The organism is Myxococcus sp. MxC21-1 (assembly GCF_032612255.1).
Lineage (GTDB): Bacteria > Myxococcota > Myxococcia > Myxococcales > Myxococcaceae > Myxococcus > Myxococcus virescens.
The window spans coordinates 5,145,315-5,159,012 of the sequence record NZ_CP123278.1 but is presented as its reverse complement, the minus strand read 5'-3'; the positions used below and the strand labels follow the sequence as shown (position 1 = coordinate 5,159,012).

Genomic DNA, 13,698 nt, shown 5'->3' with positions numbered 1-13,698 from the left:
CTGGATGGCCTCCTCTCGTTGAGCGTTCGCCCAGGGCCTGTCTCCTGACGTTCTGGACCGAGAGCGCTGCTGGCAACGCAGGCAGGCCCCGCCAGAGGCTCGGCCGGGCATGGGGGCCCCGGAGTGGCCGCTGTATGCCGGGGGAGGCGCCCGTCGTTCCATGAGCATTCCCGCGCGGCCAGAGCGCGGTAGAGTCCACAGCCGCGACCGGCCAGCCAGCCAGCCGCGCGATGCCTGGAGGGAGTGCCATGGACGACGGGAGCCGGAACGCACAGGGGCACGGCGCGCGAGCGTCGTCCGCGCTCACGAAGGCAACGCCCTGCGCCCAGCCTCCCGAGGAGGCCCGCGGCCCCTCCGTGGGGCCCGTCGCGACGGTGGCGGGCGGCATCCCCGCCGTCATCTCCGCCCTTCGGCACGTCTACGGTGAAATGGACGTGGTGCGCGGGACGAAGCTGCTGCTCAAGGTGAACCAGAAGGAGGGCTTCGACTGCCCCGGCTGCGCGTGGCCCGACCCGGGACACCGCTCCATGGCGGAGTTCTGTGAGAACGGCGCCAAGGCGGTGGCGGAAGAGGCCATGTCCGCGCGGGCGACGCCGGAGTTCTTCCGTCGATGGAGCGTGGTGGACCTCGCCCTCCAGACGGACCATTGGCTGGGCAAGCAGGGCCGGCTGACGCACCCGATGGTGCTCCGCGAAGGCGCCACGCACTACGAGCCCCTGTCCTGGGACGAAGCCTTCGCGCTGGTGGCCGAGGAGCTGAACGCGCTCGACACGCCAGACGCCGCGAGTTTCTACACCTCCGGGCGTACCAGCAACGAGGCGGCGTTCCTCTACCAGCTTTTCGTGCGGCAGTTCGGCACCAACAACCTGCCGGACTGCTCGAACATGTGCCACGAGTCGAGCGGCTCCGCGCTCAACGAGACGGTGGGCATTGGCAAGGGCACTGTCACGCTGGAGGACTTCGACAAAGCGGATGCCATCTTCGTCATCGGGCAGAACCCGGGGACGAACCATCCGCGCATGTTGTCGTCGCTCGAGGCCGCCGCGCGACGGGGCTGCCAGATTGTCAGCATCAACCCGCTGCCGGAAACGGGGCTCAACCGCTTCAAGCACCCGCAGGACGTGCTGCACCTCATCGGGCCCGGAACGGCCCTCAACTCCCTGTTCGTTCAGGTCCGCATCAACGGCGACGCCGCGCTGTTGCAGGGCATCGCCAAGGCGCTGTTCGAGATGGAGGACGCGAACCCCGGCTCGGTGGTGGCCAAGGGCTTCATCGACGACAAGACGCTCGGCTTCGAGGCCTACGCGGCCCACATGCGCGCGGTGAAGTGGGAGGACGTGGAGGAGGGGAGTGGGGTGCCGCGCGCGCAGGTGCTCGCGGCGGCGGACATCCTCGCGCGCTCCGAGCGCACCATCTTCTGCTGGGCCATGGGGCTGACGCAGCACCGCAACGGCGTGGCGTGCATTCAGGAAATCGTCAACCTGACGCTGCTGCGCGGCGGTATCGGCAAGCCGGGCGCGGGCCTGTGCCCGGTGCGCGGTCACAGCAACGTGCAGGGCGACCGCACCATGGGCATCTGGGAGAAGCCGCCCGAGGCCCTGTTGACGGCGCTGTCCCGGGAGTTCGGGTTCGAGCCGCCGCGGCACCACGGCATGGATGTGGTGGACACGCTGCACGCCATGCACGACGGCCGGGTGAAGGTGTTCTTCGCGCTCGGTGGCAACTTCCTCTCCGCCACGCCGGACACGGAGTTCACCGCCGAGGCCCTGCGCCGCACGCGCCTCACCGTCCACGTGTCCACCAAGCTCAACCGCTCGCACCTGGTCCACGGACGGCGGGCGCTCATCCTGCCGTGCCTGGGCCGCACCGAGCGCGACGTGCAGGCCGGCGGGGCCCAGTTCGTCACCGTGGAGAACTCCATGGGCGTGGTGTCGTCTTCGCGGGGCTCGGTGGCGCCCGCGTCGGAGCACCTGCTCAGCGAACCCGTCATCGTCGCCCGGCTGGCGACGGCGGTGTTGGGGGCGCGCACTCGCGTGCCCTGGCTGTCGCTGGTGGAGGACTACGACCGCATCCGGGAGCAGATTTCGCGCGTCATCCCCGGCTTCGACGACTTCAATCGCCGCGTGCGGGAGCCGGGCGGCTTCGCGCTGCCGAACGGTCCGCGCGAGGGACGCTTCACCACGAAGAGTGGCAAGGCGCACTTCACGGTGCATGCGCTACAGCCCATTGCCCTGGAGCCAGGACAGCTCCTGATGATGACGATTCGCACGCATGACCAGTTCAACACCACGGTGTACGGGCTGGATGACCGCTACCGCGGCATCCGCAATGGCCGCCGGGTGGTGTTGCTGCATCCCGCCGACATGAAGGCGCAGGGGCTGGCGGCGGACCAGCTTGTCGACCTGCGGAGCCACTTCGAAGGCGAGACGCGGCTGGCGCGTGGCTTCCGCGTGGTGCCGTACAACATTCCGCGCAGGTGCGCGGCCACCTACTTCCCCGAGGCCAACGTCCTCGTTCCCGTGAACAGCTTCGCGGAGAAGAGCCGCACGCCCACGTCGAAGTCGGTGGTCATCAGCATCACTCCGGCCGGAGAATCGCGGGCCCTGCCCGCTGGCGCGGTGGCATGAGGCGCGTGAGAGAGCATGCACCCCGCCGGTGAAACCGGGTGGCCCGAGTCGCTCCGGCCCCTCTATGAGACGGTGACGGGGACGCCCGCGGCGGAGGCCGTGGCCGCGTCCACCCAGTGGCGCGAGTCCTTCGCGAGCTGGGTGAAAGGCGCCACACTGGACGAGCGCACCCTGGCGCAGGCGGCGGCGTGGAGCCGGCTGGACGCGGGTGAGCGGACTCCGGCCGAGCTGCTGTTCCTGCTCTCCTCGTGTAGCGAGCTGCTGTGGCCCTACGCCGCGCCGCCCCGGGACCTGCTGCCGCGCTTGATGGCGCGGCAGGAGTCGATGCTGACGGCGTTGCTCGAAGCAGGGGACGCGGACACGGCCGCGCGGGTGCGGCGTGAGACGGAGGCCACCGTCACCACGGTGCTGACGCGCATCCTGAAGCGGCACCCGGACGCGCTCCAGTCTCTCGTCGGCGACGCGCCGTGTACCTTCGACGGCCGGGCCCTGCGCTTCCATGGCGCGGTGGAGGTGGACCTGCGGCAGGTGCTGGGCACCGGCGCGAAGTCCGTCGCGCTGTTGGAGCAACTGCGCGCGCTGATGCCCGCGACGGCGGCGGACGGGCGCGACCGGTTGGCGGAGTTCATCCGGACACGGGCCTCGCGGCTGCCGTGGCGGGAGGCCTCGGAAGTCCTCGCCGAGCGGCTCTTCTCGCTGGCGACGTCGCCGGAGGGCCGCAGCGGCATGAGCGGCTTCCTGGCGTGCTACCCCGGTGGACGCAAGGAGCCGGACTGGTGCGCTCGGGCAGGGCTGTTGCTCTCGCGCACGCTGGAGGTCGGCGGTCCTCCCGAAGTGGTGGAGAACCTGTGCGAGCTGCTGGCGCGCTTCGATGCGCCACCGGTGGACGGCCTGCGCGGGGCGCTGGGCGCGCTGGTGAACGGCGACTTCGATGCCTCGGCGGACCTGGGCCCCGTGCGCTTCGTGCTCGACCACTGCCAGGCCACGCTGCGCAAGGGCGAGCCGGGCTTGGTGCTCACGCTGCTGTGGCTGGAGGAGCGGCTGTTCCGCGCCTCTGTGCGCAAGGGCGCGCCAGATGCTTTCGACCGCCGCAAGCGCGCGCTGTCGAAGCTCAAGCCGGGGGCGCCGGGATTCGAACAGCTCCACTGGCTGGCGGAAGAATGCGCCGAGCTGTGGCCTCGCTTCATGCCCGGGGCTGTGCGGCCCGGTCTGGACGAGCTGGCGGCGTGGCGTCAGGAAGTCGCCGACCGCGTGGGGCGCAAGCCCGTGCTGCGCAAGGCGGCCATCGAGTTCTTCCTCTGGTGCGCGCCGGATGCCGCGTCATCCGAGGCGGAGCTCACGGTGCTGGCGCTGGTCCGCACCGCGACCGACCGGCGCCAGGTGAAGCGGCTGAAGGAGCACCCGTCGTCGCGCGTCCGCCTGCGCGTCCGGACGCTCCAGTCCTGGTTCCAGGGGCCGCCAGGGAAGGGCAAGCCAGGGACTCCCGTGGAGCCCACGCAGGCCTCGGGACCCGCGACGTTGACGGAGGCGCTGCGGCACCTGCATGTGACGCGCGCGGTGCCGCTCGGCGGCCGGACGTGGCTGCGGGACCGGGACCTGGAGGAGCTGCTGCTGGGCGCCTTCGGCCGTGTGGAGGCGGAGTTCTCCTCGCGCTACCCGGAGCGCTTCCGCGAGGACACCGAGACGCTGGCGGCGGACCTGCTCGAGGCGCTGCGCGCCGAGCTGGAGCGGGTGAAGGCGGACGTGGCCGCGCTGATGTCGCAGGGACAGCCCGCGCCGCTGGAGATGACGGTCCGGCGTCGTGAGCCAGTGCCAGTGCCAATGCCTGGTCCGGAGGACGGCGAGGGCGCTCCTGCCGCCGCCGCTCCGCCTGTGGAGCCCGTGGGGGCGGTGCCTTCCGACGTGGAGGTGGCCTTCGTCGCACCGCCTCCGGGGACGGCACGTCCGGGCGTAGAGGTGGCCTTCGTCCTCGACGTGGCGGTGGGCGACTTCCTGCGCACGCGGCGCGTGGTGTCCGTGCAGGTGGTGAAGCTCGAACAGCGCGGAGAAGGCCAATGGCTGCCCGCCTTCCGGCTGGGCCGGGAGCACCTGGACGCGCAGTTGCTGCGGACCGATGCCGCGTTCTGCCTGTTCCTGGCGCCGCCATTTCCCCGGGCCGAGTGCTGGGTGGTCCCGTCGCGCACGGTGCGCGCGTTGATGGAGTCCCAGCGCTCGCTGTCCGGCGTTACGCGCGACGGGGTGCAACGCGTGGCGCGCTCGCTGTCCCACTGGCTGTTGGGCGACGTCGTCGGTCTGTGGACGGGGGACGAGCGGCCGGAGTCGCTTGCCCGCCTGTCCAGCGCGAAGGACGGCCCGGACTTCGTCGTCGAATGGGGGCTCCGGTAGGTCAAGTGGCCACGGCCACGCTGGCGCGGTGTCCTCGGTGATAGCGTCACGCGCTTATGAGTCACACCGAGCGACCCCAGGGGGCGGGCCGTCCAACCGAAGGGCCTGATTCCGTCCAGCAGACGCGGCCCACGGGCACGGGAAGGCCGGGGAGCACAGGCGCTGTCCGCCGCTTCCGCTTCACCGTCGTGGAGGGGCCGCAGCCGGGGCAGTCCAAGGACTCCAACGCGGACACGTTCTCCATCGGCTCGCACGGGCTCAATGACTTCGTCATCGAGGAGCCCACTGTCTCGCGCTTCCACTGCGAGGTGAAGGTCGACCACGACGGTGCTCGCCTGAGGGACTTGGACAGCCGCAACGGCACCGTGCTCGACGGCGTCCATGTGCGCGACGCGTACCTTCGTAGCGGCAGCATCCTGCGCCTGGGCCGGGTGAGCGTCCGGTTCGACTTCAGTCCGGAGACGAACCGACTGCTCATCTCCGACCGCCCGACGTTCGGAGAGCTGGTGGGTTCGTCCCCCGTGACGCGCGCCAGCTTCGCCCTCATGGAGCGTGCCGCCGCGAGCGACGCGACGGTGTTGCTGGAGGGCGAGACGGGCACGGGCAAGAGCCGCGCGGCCTTCGCCATCCATCAGGCCAGCGCCCGGGCCTCGGGGCCCTTCCTCACCGTGGACTGCGGCGCCATTCCCGGCAACCTGCTGGAGAGCGAGCTGTTCGGTCACGAGAAGGGCGCCTTCACCGGCGCCATCCAGCGCCGCGTCGGTGCCTTCGAGGAGGCGGATGGCGGCACCATCTTCCTGGACGAGATTGGCGAGCTCCCCGCGGAGCTGCAGCCGAAGCTGCTGCGGGTCCTGGAGAACAAGGAGATTCGCCGGCTGGGCGCCAACGGATACCAGCCCGTCAACGTGCGCGTCATCGCCGCCACGCATCGCGACTTGCGCGCCGAGGTGAACGCGGCCCGCTTCCGCTCCGACCTGTTCTTCCGCCTCGCGGTCGTGCGCATCATCATCCCCGCGCTGCGTGAGCGTCCGGAGGACATTCCTCTCATCGCGGAGCGAATCCTCACGGCCTTCGGCGCCGGGCCCGAGCAGCTCGCGGCGCTGAGCACGCCGGAGTTCATCGCGCAGCTCCAGCACGCCGCGTGGCCGGGGAACGTGCGCGAGCTGCGCAACCACCTGGAGCGCTGCCTCGTCTTCCAGGACGCCATGCCACCGGATGCGGATGAGGTGAGCTCGCAGGCGGTGCTTCGCAGCCTGGTGGACCCGAAGCAGCCCTACGCGGAGGCCCGGCGCCGAGCGCTGGAGGTCTTCGAGCGCGAATACCTGGACGCGCTCCTCAAGCTGCATGGGGGCAAGGTGTCCCAGGCCGCCACCGCCGCTGACATGGACCGCGTGTACCTGTATCGGCTGCTGCGCCGGCACCGGCTGCGGACGTAGTCAGCGGCGTGCGAATGCGTCCGTGAGGTGGGCCGCGCCCGCTTCGCCGCCCGTGGCCCAGGACTCCAGGCGCAGCAGCGGGCCGCCCGACAACCTCGGCTGGCCCTGGGCGTCCGGCTCCAACTCGCACGGGGCCGCGTGGACGTAGACGCGGACCTCCACGCCCGTGCCTGCGGCGGCCTCGCACGCGTGCCGCAGCAGCGAATCCGCCAGGAGGCGCGCGTCCTCCAAGGGGCCCTCCGGGCCTCGGAGGTGGGGGCAGTCGCCGCCACGCGAGCACGGCGTTGCCACCTCCCATGGCGAGCGCCCAACCTTGGGACTTCAGTTCGGTGAGGGCTGCGTCCATCGCGGCGTCCCTGGCATCCAGCGCCGCATCGGATGGTTCGTCCAGGGAGTCCGGGAAGCGGAGGTCCACGTAGACGGCCGCGGCCCACGCTCCTTCCGGGACGGGCACCCATGTCGCGCGCAGAGCGTTGAGGAAGGAGGGCACATCCGGCCAGCGGTCCTCGGGCGCCTTCGCGAGGCACCGCTGCACCACGGCGTCCAGCGCGGGCGGCGCCTGCATCCGCTCACCCAGGTGGGGCGGCGGCGCGTGCAGGTGTTGCTCTTCGACCTCCACCGCGCTCGAGCCTTGGAAGGGCAGGGCGCCCGTGAGCAACTGGTAGAGGAGCACCCCCAGCGCATAGAGGTCGGTGCGCGCGTCCACGGCCTGTCCGCGAATCTGCTCGGGGGCCATCGACACGGGCGTGCCCAGCACCGCGCCGCCGGTCGTCAATCCGGTGAGACCCTCCGGGGGCTCCACCCGGGCAATGCCGAAGTCCACCAACTTCACCGTGAAGCCGTCCCCTCGGGGGAGGACCATCACGTTCTGGGCCTTGAGGTCCCGGTGCAGGATGCCGTGGCCATGCGCGAAGTGCAGCGCGGCGCCCAGCTCCTGCATCACCGTGAGGGCCTCCTCAAGGGAGAAAGGCCCCCGGCGCGCCAGCCACTGGTCCACGCTTTCGCCCTCCAGCCACTCCATGGCCAGCCAGGGGCGCCCGTCGCGAAGGCCGCCCTGGTCGAGCACCTCCACGATGTGGGGATGGCGCAGGGCTCGAAGCGTGTCCGCTTCCTGCTGGAACCGGCGAAGCACGCTGGTGACGTGGTTGAACTCGGTTCGCACCACCTTGAGCGCCGCGGGGGCGCGCGTGGACAGGTGTGACGCGCGATAGAGCCAGGCCGTCACGCCCGCATGGACGCGCGACTCGATGACCCAGTCGCCCACCAGCGCTCCGGCTTCCAACGCGTCTTCGTACAGGGATACGACGTCATTGTCTGGGGGCCCACCGGCCATGGGATGTCCCTTCGTGTCCGCGACATGCGGCTCCTGCTGGGCACACACGTCCTTCATGTTCCGCCCGGTCCGAGGCGCTCCCGCCTCACCTCGAACGCAGCGACCACCGCTTCGATGAGGGCACGCACCCGGGGCACGTCCCTCAGGTCTCGGTGCACCACGAGCCACGCCTCGCGCACGGGGAGCGCGGCGGGAGCGGGCAGGACGATGAGGCCGCCCTCCTCCTCGGCGTACCAGCGCGGCAGTAGCACCTTGCCCAGGCCCGCCCGCGCCGCTGCGACCTGCGCCGGAATCGTGTTGGCACGCAGCACCACCCGTTCGCCGGCCGCGTGCCGGGCGAGCCACTGTGCTTCGGGCAGGTGCGCGTAGGAATCGACGAAGCCGACCCAGGCGGACGTGTCCCCGCCGGCGCCCCGTAGACGCCGTAACCGAGGGACGCGAGGCGCCGGGTGACCAGTTCCCCGCCTTCGGCCGCGCGAGACGGACGGCCACGTCGGCTTCACGCTTGGCGAGGCTGAGCGAACGCGAGTCGATCAGCACCTCCAGGTCGATGCCAGGATGGCGGAGATGAAACTCCGCCAGGCACGGGACGATGATGCGCTCGGCCAGGGCCTCTGTAGCGGTCAGCCGCACCGTGCCTGTGAGCCCGACCTCCTGGCCCGCGCGGCGCAGGATGGCGAGCGCGCGCTCATCCATCCCCGCGGCCAGGTCCAGCACGGCCTCTCCTCGGCGGTGAGCACGTAGCCGTCGGCGCGCCGATCGAACAGCGAGCGGCCGAGCGTCTCCTCCAGCGCGGCCATCCGGCGGCCGACCGTGGCATGGCTGACTTTCAACATCCGCGCCGCCGCCGACAGGCTGCCCGCCCGCGCCAGCGCCACGAAGACACGCAGATCTTCCCAGTCCAGGATGCTTGACCGTTTTTGCACAGCCATTGCGCGACGATAACGAATGTCTGAGCGAACGTGCACGGGATAATCAGCGGGGACATCAACCCTTCAGGAGACGCTCATGACTGCCCCTCGCACCCTTCTCTCCATGGCCGGCGCGCCGACCCATCCTTCTCCGTTCGACCGCGCGGCGCTCGTCATCGTCGACGCTCAGCAGGAATACACGTCCCGCGGCAACCTGCCGCTGGCCGGCATCGACGCCGCGGTAGTGGAGACCGCCCGCTTGCTCGCGCTGGCCCGCAGTCGCGGCGTGCCGGTCTTTCACATCGTGCATCACGGCGCCGTTGGCGGCCCGATTTTCGACCCACAGGGCCGGCAGCGCCATCATCCCCGCTGTGGCCCCCATGCAGGGCGAGGCAGTGGTGACCAAGGGCCTGCCGAACTCCTTCGCCGGCACCGACCTGCACGCGCGCATCGCGGCGACCGGCCGCGAGGAGCTCATCATCGCCGGCTTCATGACGCACATGTGTATCTCGGCCACGGCGCGCGCGGCCCTCGACCTCGGTTACCGCAACACGGTGGTCGCCGCGGCGACGGCGACGCGCGACCTGCCTGTCCCCATGGGCGGCGTGGTGTCAGCGTCCGAGCTACAGCGCAACGCGCTCGCGGCTCTGGCCGACATGTTCGCCGTGGTGGTGAACGACAGCACGGCCTGGACGTAAGCGGTTGGAGCGCCGGCCAGATGAAGGGCGGACGCGCTCATCGTCACGCACACGCACCTGGATGATTGGGACGACGCCGCCAGGCAATGCCTGCCCAGGGACATGCCGATCTTCGGGCAGGACAAAGACGATGCTGAGGGCATTCGCCAGGACGGCTTCACCGACGTGCGTGTACTGACCGAGGACACGGGCTTTAATGGCACGCGCCTGCTCGGCCGCGCCGGGAGCCACGGTGATGGGTACCCACATGGAAGCGGTCAACCACGGTACGCAGTCGCGCAAGGAACTGCGTGACGATATCGCGGTTGATTGAGCTGGGCCCCAGGGAGCGCCGCGAAGGTTGAGCACGATTGGGAACGGGCGCGGTGGCGGCCGAGCCGAGCACAGCGCGTATTGACGCCCGGTCATCTGGCCGAAACGCCCGGGATTTGTCTCGGACTTCTGGCGCCCCTTACGGGGCCACCAGCGCGCGCACACGGTTCATCCACAGCGGAGCATCGTGGGCGGTCTCCTCGACTTCCGTCACCCGTGCCCGCAGTGTCGCCGTGTCTCCGGCCGCGCGGGCCGCCCGGGCCGCCCAGACGAGAATCTCCAGCCGCTCGTCGGGCGTGGCCACCCGCCGCGACTCGTCCACCAGGTGGGCCCAGGCGTCCGCGGCGTAGGGGAGGGCGTCCCGGGCCTCGTTCACGACGCGCCGGACCACGGCCAGCATCAGCGCGTCTGGGGGAGACAGCCTCGCCCGCGTGTCCGGTTCCTCGAGCCAATCGAGCTGCCGAGCCACTTCTGGCAGGTCGCCCAACTCGCAGCACAGGCGCGCCACCAGCAGCGCGTCCTGGGCCATGGAGCGGGGGAAGAAGCGTTGGCTGAGCACGCCGGCCCGCCGCGCCAGGGGAGCGCCTCCACGGCGCGGCCTTGATAGCCGAGCAGCAACGCGAGGTTGAACGCGGACGTCCGTTCAATCTGCACGTTGCCCAGCTCGCGCCCCAGGGACACCGCGCGCTCCAGGTCCGCGCGAGCGCCCGCCACGTCCCGGCGCTGGACGTGCAACACCATCCGGTTGTTGAGGGCCACGCCCAGGTGCAGGGTGTCGCCAGTGGCCTCGCACAGGGCGATGGCTTCGTCGAAGCGGCTGGAGGCTTCGTTCAGCCGGTCGGTCCACGCCAGCATCGCGCCCAGCATGGCCAGGGCAATGGCTTCGGTCTCCGAGTCCTCTCCGGACCGGCGGCCGCCACGGCGCGCTCCAGCGCGGGCACGGCGCCGGTGAGGTCCTCCCGCCGCACGTAGACGCGGGCCTGGGCCAGGGCATGGCGCGCGGCCAGCTCGGCGGGGACCGCGTCCTTCAAGCAGTGCAGGGCTTGCTCCAGCAGCGCGGTGGAGCCCGCTGTGTCGTCCTGCCAGTCCAGCGCGGTGGCTTCCTCCAGCAACAGGTCCGCTTCGTGCACCACGTCCCGGTGGGACGCCGCGAGCATCCGGGCGGCGCGCAGGTCCTCCACGGCGTCGTCGATGCGCTGGAGGCGGTAGCGCACGCGGCCTCGGCCCGACAGGAGCTCCAGCCGGACGGCTTCGTCCTCGCGGGATACCAGGGACAAGGCGGCCGAATAGTGCCGCTCCGCCTCCAGGAGCCGGTGCGCGCGGCGCGCGGACTCGGCCAGGCTCCAATGGAGGGCGGTGGCCTGGAGGAAGTCCCCGGCGGATTCGGCCAGCCGCGCCCGGCGCGCGGTGGGCGTGTCGGGCAGGGCTCGCAGGGCCGCCGCGCAGATTCTCCGCTTCAAGGGTGGAGACAGCAGGGCGCTGAACGCTTCGCGCAGGGTGGTGTGTTCGAAGCGCCAACGCCGGGGCCCTCGGGGTTCCAGCATGCCCACGCGTGCCAGCCGCTCCAGCGCCACGCCCGGGTCCAGCGACAGGTCCAGGGCCGCGTCCGAGTCCAGGTGCGCGAGGGTGGCGGAGAGTTCCTCCAGGCGCACATCGTCCCCCAGGAGCGCCGCGACCTGGAGCAGGTCGCGCAGCCCTGGCGGCAGGGCCGCGAGGCTCCGCTCCGCGAGCCGTTCATCCGCGCCCGGCCGGTCGGGCGCCAGTCCGTTCAGCGCGTCCGCCGCGAGGTAGCCGCCGCCGTCCGGGCGGGTGCGGATGGCGCCCGCGCCGCGGAGGCTCGCACCGTCTCCTGCATGCGCAAGGGCGAGCCACCACACCGCTCCACCAGCTCCCGCAGCACCCCTTCGGCAATCAGGTCCACCGGACGCAGGAGCTGCCGGAGCAGCTCGCGCGCGTCCTGCTCCTCCAGGGGCGCGAGCTCTCGCTGGTCGAAGTCCCGCGCGCGCTCTCCCAGGTAGGGCCGCAGGCCCAGCAGGCGATGCCGGCCCGCGAGCACCACGCACAACGGGGCGCCGTCTCCGGAGAGGGTTGCCAGCTCAAGGGCGTCGAGGGCCGTGGGGTCCAGCGTGTGCGCGTCATCGACGAGCAGGACCAGGGGCTGTGAGGCCGCCATCCGCCACAGGTGCGAAGCGATGGCACGGGCCACGAGTTGCCGGCGCGCCGCCGGATGCACGGTGGTCACGTCCACCGATGGGCATGCGTCCGTGAGCAGCCGCCGCAGCGCCTCGTCCGAGGGCGTGTGCGCGGGCAGTTCGAGCAGGGTGTTGATGAGGCCTCGGAGGCCGCTCTCGCTCGCGCTGCCCTCGTCCGGAAGCGCTTCGACGAAGCGCACGGCGATGCCGGGCGTGGCCGCCAGCTCGCTACGCCACGCCGTGAGCAGGCACGTCTTGCCCAGGCCTTCCTCCGCCAGGAGGCCGCGAAGGACGGGCGACCGCTGTGTCTGGGCGCGCGTCAGGGCCTCGTACAACCAGGACCGCTCGGTGTCCCGGCCCAGGAGGAGGTCGGGAGGCGTCGGCGCGGAAGCGGGCGCGGTGCTCGCGGGGGCATCCCCCAGGTGCGCCCGGGCGCTGGCTGTCAGGGCGAGGAACTCGGCGGTGTTGGCGGAGGCAGAGGCGGGCCACCAGCGCTCGGGGCGCTCCACCGCGTTGCCGCCCAGAGTCAGCCGTCCCGCGCGCTCTCGGATGCGCACCGGTGCGCAGTGGAGCGCCATCGCTGCATCCGAGGGCAGGACGTCTTTCAACAGTTCCGCGGCGCGATGCGCGGTGCGCAGACCTGCCTCCACGGACGGAGCATGGGGGAACGCGAACAGGGCCAGCCCCGGCTCCACGCGTGTGAGCATGGCGCCGCAGCCCGCGAGGTGGGCCTGCAAGGACGGCGCAGCCCGTGAAGACTTCACGCCGAGCAAGGCCACCTCTTGTGTGGCGCGGTTCGCGCCGGGCGGGGGCGCGGTCGATGGGGCGCGGTCCGGCCGAGCTGCCGGGACTGTCGAGCGGCGCGCGTCGTCGGCGGCGGAGACAGGACGTGGCGGCGCGTCCGTATCCAGGCTCGCGTCTTGAATCCCTCTCAGCTCATCCACCAACGCCTGCGCACTGCGGACCCGGTCCTCGGGCGCCTTGGCCAACAGCCGCTGGATCAGCACCTCCACCACTTCGGGCACCGGCCACGGCGCGAGCGTCCTCAGCGCTGGAGGCCTCCGCGAGACATGCGCTTGGAGCACCGCGGATGCCTCGCCCAAGAAGGGCGGCCGTGCACAGAGCAGCTCGAAGAACATGACCCCAAGCCCATACAGGTCCGCCCGCGCGTCGATGGACCGCGCGTCCCGGCACTGCTCGGGGGCCATGTACTCGTGGGTCCCCAGCCGCTGGCCCGTGCGCGTGACGCCCGGCGCGGGCGCTTCCCGGTCAGCTCGCGCCGTCAGCCGCGCGAGCCCGAAGTCCAGCAGCACGAGCCGCCCCTCGGCCAGGACGACGTTCTCCGGCTTGAGGTCCCGGTGCACGACGCCCGCGGCATGGACCCGGGCCAGCGCCTCCGCCAGCGCGCGCATCAGCGGGACGCCCTCGGTCCACGGCAGGGCGCCGGCCCCGGGCAGGCCCGCGAGCCTCCGGGCCAGGGTGGGCCCGTCGATGCGCTCCATGATGATCACCCGCTCACCGGCGCGGGTCGATGCCTCGCCCAGCAACTGGGGCACCGCAGGGGGACCGATGCGGCGCAGGGCCTCCAACTCCCGCCCCAGCCGTTCGCCCGCGAGCGGTTCCAGCACCTTCAGCGCGACGTCCAGCCCATCCACCTCACGCCGCGCGGCGAACACCCGTCCAAACCCACCGCGCCCCAAGGGCGCTCCCAGGACATAGCCCGCCACATCCGGAGGCTCCGGCAAGGAGCCTGGGGCACGCGCTTCGACCGGGCCGTGGCGAGGACAGCGCTCGGCCACGCGGC

Annotated in this window: 10 protein-coding genes and 2 pseudogenes; 4 read left to right on the top strand and 8 right to left on the bottom strand. The window is 71.6% G+C overall.

What is annotated here, in order from left to right; translation table 11 throughout:
- Nucleotides 1-248: 248 nt before the first annotated feature.
- From QEG98_RS22955 to QEG98_RS22945, 3 genes are read left to right on the top strand one after another with little or no spacing between them, the layout of a single operon-like run.
- On the top strand, nt 249-2,627 hold the full coding sequence (locus QEG98_RS22955) for an FdhF/YdeP family oxidoreductase (RefSeq protein ID WP_316562824.1): 2,379 nt from the start codon (nt 249-251) through the stop codon (nt 2,625-2,627).
- Between the two features lie 15 nt (nt 2,628-2,642).
- A complete protein-coding gene (locus tag QEG98_RS22950; protein ID WP_316562823.1) occupies nt 2,643-5,012 on the top strand; it encodes a hypothetical protein in 2,370 nt (789 codons plus the stop codon).
- A 56-nt stretch (nt 5,013-5,068) separates the two neighbouring features.
- A complete protein-coding gene (locus tag QEG98_RS22945) occupies nt 5,069-6,448 on the top strand; it encodes a sigma 54-interacting transcriptional regulator (protein WP_316562822.1) in 1,380 nt (459 codons plus the stop codon).
- On the opposite strand, the gene QEG98_RS22940 is transcribed toward QEG98_RS22945, so the two are convergent.
- From QEG98_RS22940 to QEG98_RS22930, 4 genes and pseudogenes are all read right to left on the bottom strand, one after another.
- On the bottom strand, nt 6,348-7,838 hold the full coding sequence (locus QEG98_RS22940; RefSeq protein ID WP_316562821.1) for a serine/threonine-protein kinase: 1,491 nt from the start codon (nt 7,836-7,838) through the stop codon (nt 6,348-6,350). The two genes, QEG98_RS22945 and QEG98_RS22940, sit on opposite strands and share 101 nt — an antisense overlap.
- On the bottom strand, nt 7,835-8,095 hold the full coding sequence (locus tag QEG98_RS22935) for a LysR substrate-binding domain-containing protein (RefSeq protein ID WP_316562820.1): 261 nt from the start codon (nt 8,093-8,095) through the stop codon (nt 7,835-7,837). Before QEG98_RS22935 ends, QEG98_RS22940 begins: the two co-directional genes overlap by 4 nt.
- Before the next feature lie 214 nt (nt 8,096-8,309).
- Nucleotides 8,310-8,477: pseudogene (locus tag QEG98_RS42080) on the bottom strand (LysR substrate-binding domain-containing protein); the annotation flags it as partial.
- On the bottom strand, nt 8,405-8,713 hold the full coding sequence (locus QEG98_RS22930) for a LysR family transcriptional regulator (RefSeq protein WP_316562819.1): 309 nt from the start codon (nt 8,711-8,713) through the stop codon (nt 8,405-8,407). The pseudogene QEG98_RS42080 and the gene QEG98_RS22930, both read right to left, overlap by 73 nt.
- A gap of 76 nt (nt 8,714-8,789) precedes the next feature.
- Between QEG98_RS22930 and QEG98_RS42075 the strand changes: the two are divergent.
- Nucleotides 8,790-9,390, top strand: a pseudogene (locus QEG98_RS42075) (isochorismatase family protein).
- Between the two features lie 451 nt (nt 9,391-9,841).
- Here QEG98_RS42075 and QEG98_RS22915 read toward each other — a convergent pair.
- The 4 genes from QEG98_RS22915 to QEG98_RS22900 are packed head-to-tail and all read right to left on the bottom strand — an operon-like array spanning nt 9,842 to nt 13,621.
- Nucleotides 9,842-10,093: a hypothetical protein gene (locus tag QEG98_RS22915; protein WP_316562816.1), complete on the bottom strand. Its 252-nt coding sequence runs from the start codon at nt 10,091-10,093 to the stop codon at nt 9,842-9,844.
- A gap of 8 nt (nt 10,094-10,101) precedes the next feature.
- Complete coding sequence (locus QEG98_RS22910) at nt 10,102-10,569, bottom strand: tetratricopeptide repeat protein (protein ID WP_316562815.1); 468 nt, start codon at nt 10,567-10,569, stop codon at nt 10,102-10,104.
- The gene (locus QEG98_RS22905) at nt 10,533-11,579 is read right to left on the bottom strand and encodes a hypothetical protein (protein WP_316562814.1); all 1,047 of its coding nucleotides are present in this window, start codon (nt 11,577-11,579) and stop codon (nt 10,533-10,535) included. Before QEG98_RS22905 ends, QEG98_RS22910 begins: the two co-directional genes overlap by 37 nt.
- Nucleotides 11,471-13,621, bottom strand: a complete 2,151-nt coding sequence (locus QEG98_RS22900) for a serine/threonine-protein kinase (protein ID WP_316562813.1) — start codon at nt 13,619-13,621, stop codon at nt 11,471-11,473. Before QEG98_RS22900 ends, QEG98_RS22905 begins: the two co-directional genes overlap by 109 nt.
- Nucleotides 13,622-13,698: the final 77 nt, after the last annotated feature.

Coding starts and splice junctions, on each gene's coding strand:
- QEG98_RS22955 (WP_316562824.1), top strand. CDS start 249: ATGGACGACGGGAGCCGGAACGCACAGGGGCACGGCGCGCGAGCGTCG.
- QEG98_RS22950 (WP_316562823.1), top strand. CDS start 2,643: ATGCACCCCGCCGGTGAAACCGGGTGGCCCGAGTCGCTCCGGCCCCTC.
- QEG98_RS22945 (WP_316562822.1), top strand. CDS start 5,069: ATGAGTCACACCGAGCGACCCCAGGGGGCGGGCCGTCCAACCGAAGGG.
- QEG98_RS22940 (WP_316562821.1), bottom strand. CDS start 7,838: ATGAAGGACGTGTGTGCCCAGCAGGAGCCGCATGTCGCGGACACGAAG.
- QEG98_RS22930 (WP_316562819.1), bottom strand. CDS start 8,713: ATGGCTGTGCAAAAACGGTCAAGCATCCTGGACTGGGAAGATCTGCGT.
- QEG98_RS22910 (WP_316562815.1), bottom strand. CDS start 10,569: ATGCTGGGCGCGATGCTGGCGTGGACCGACCGGCTGAACGAAGCCTCC.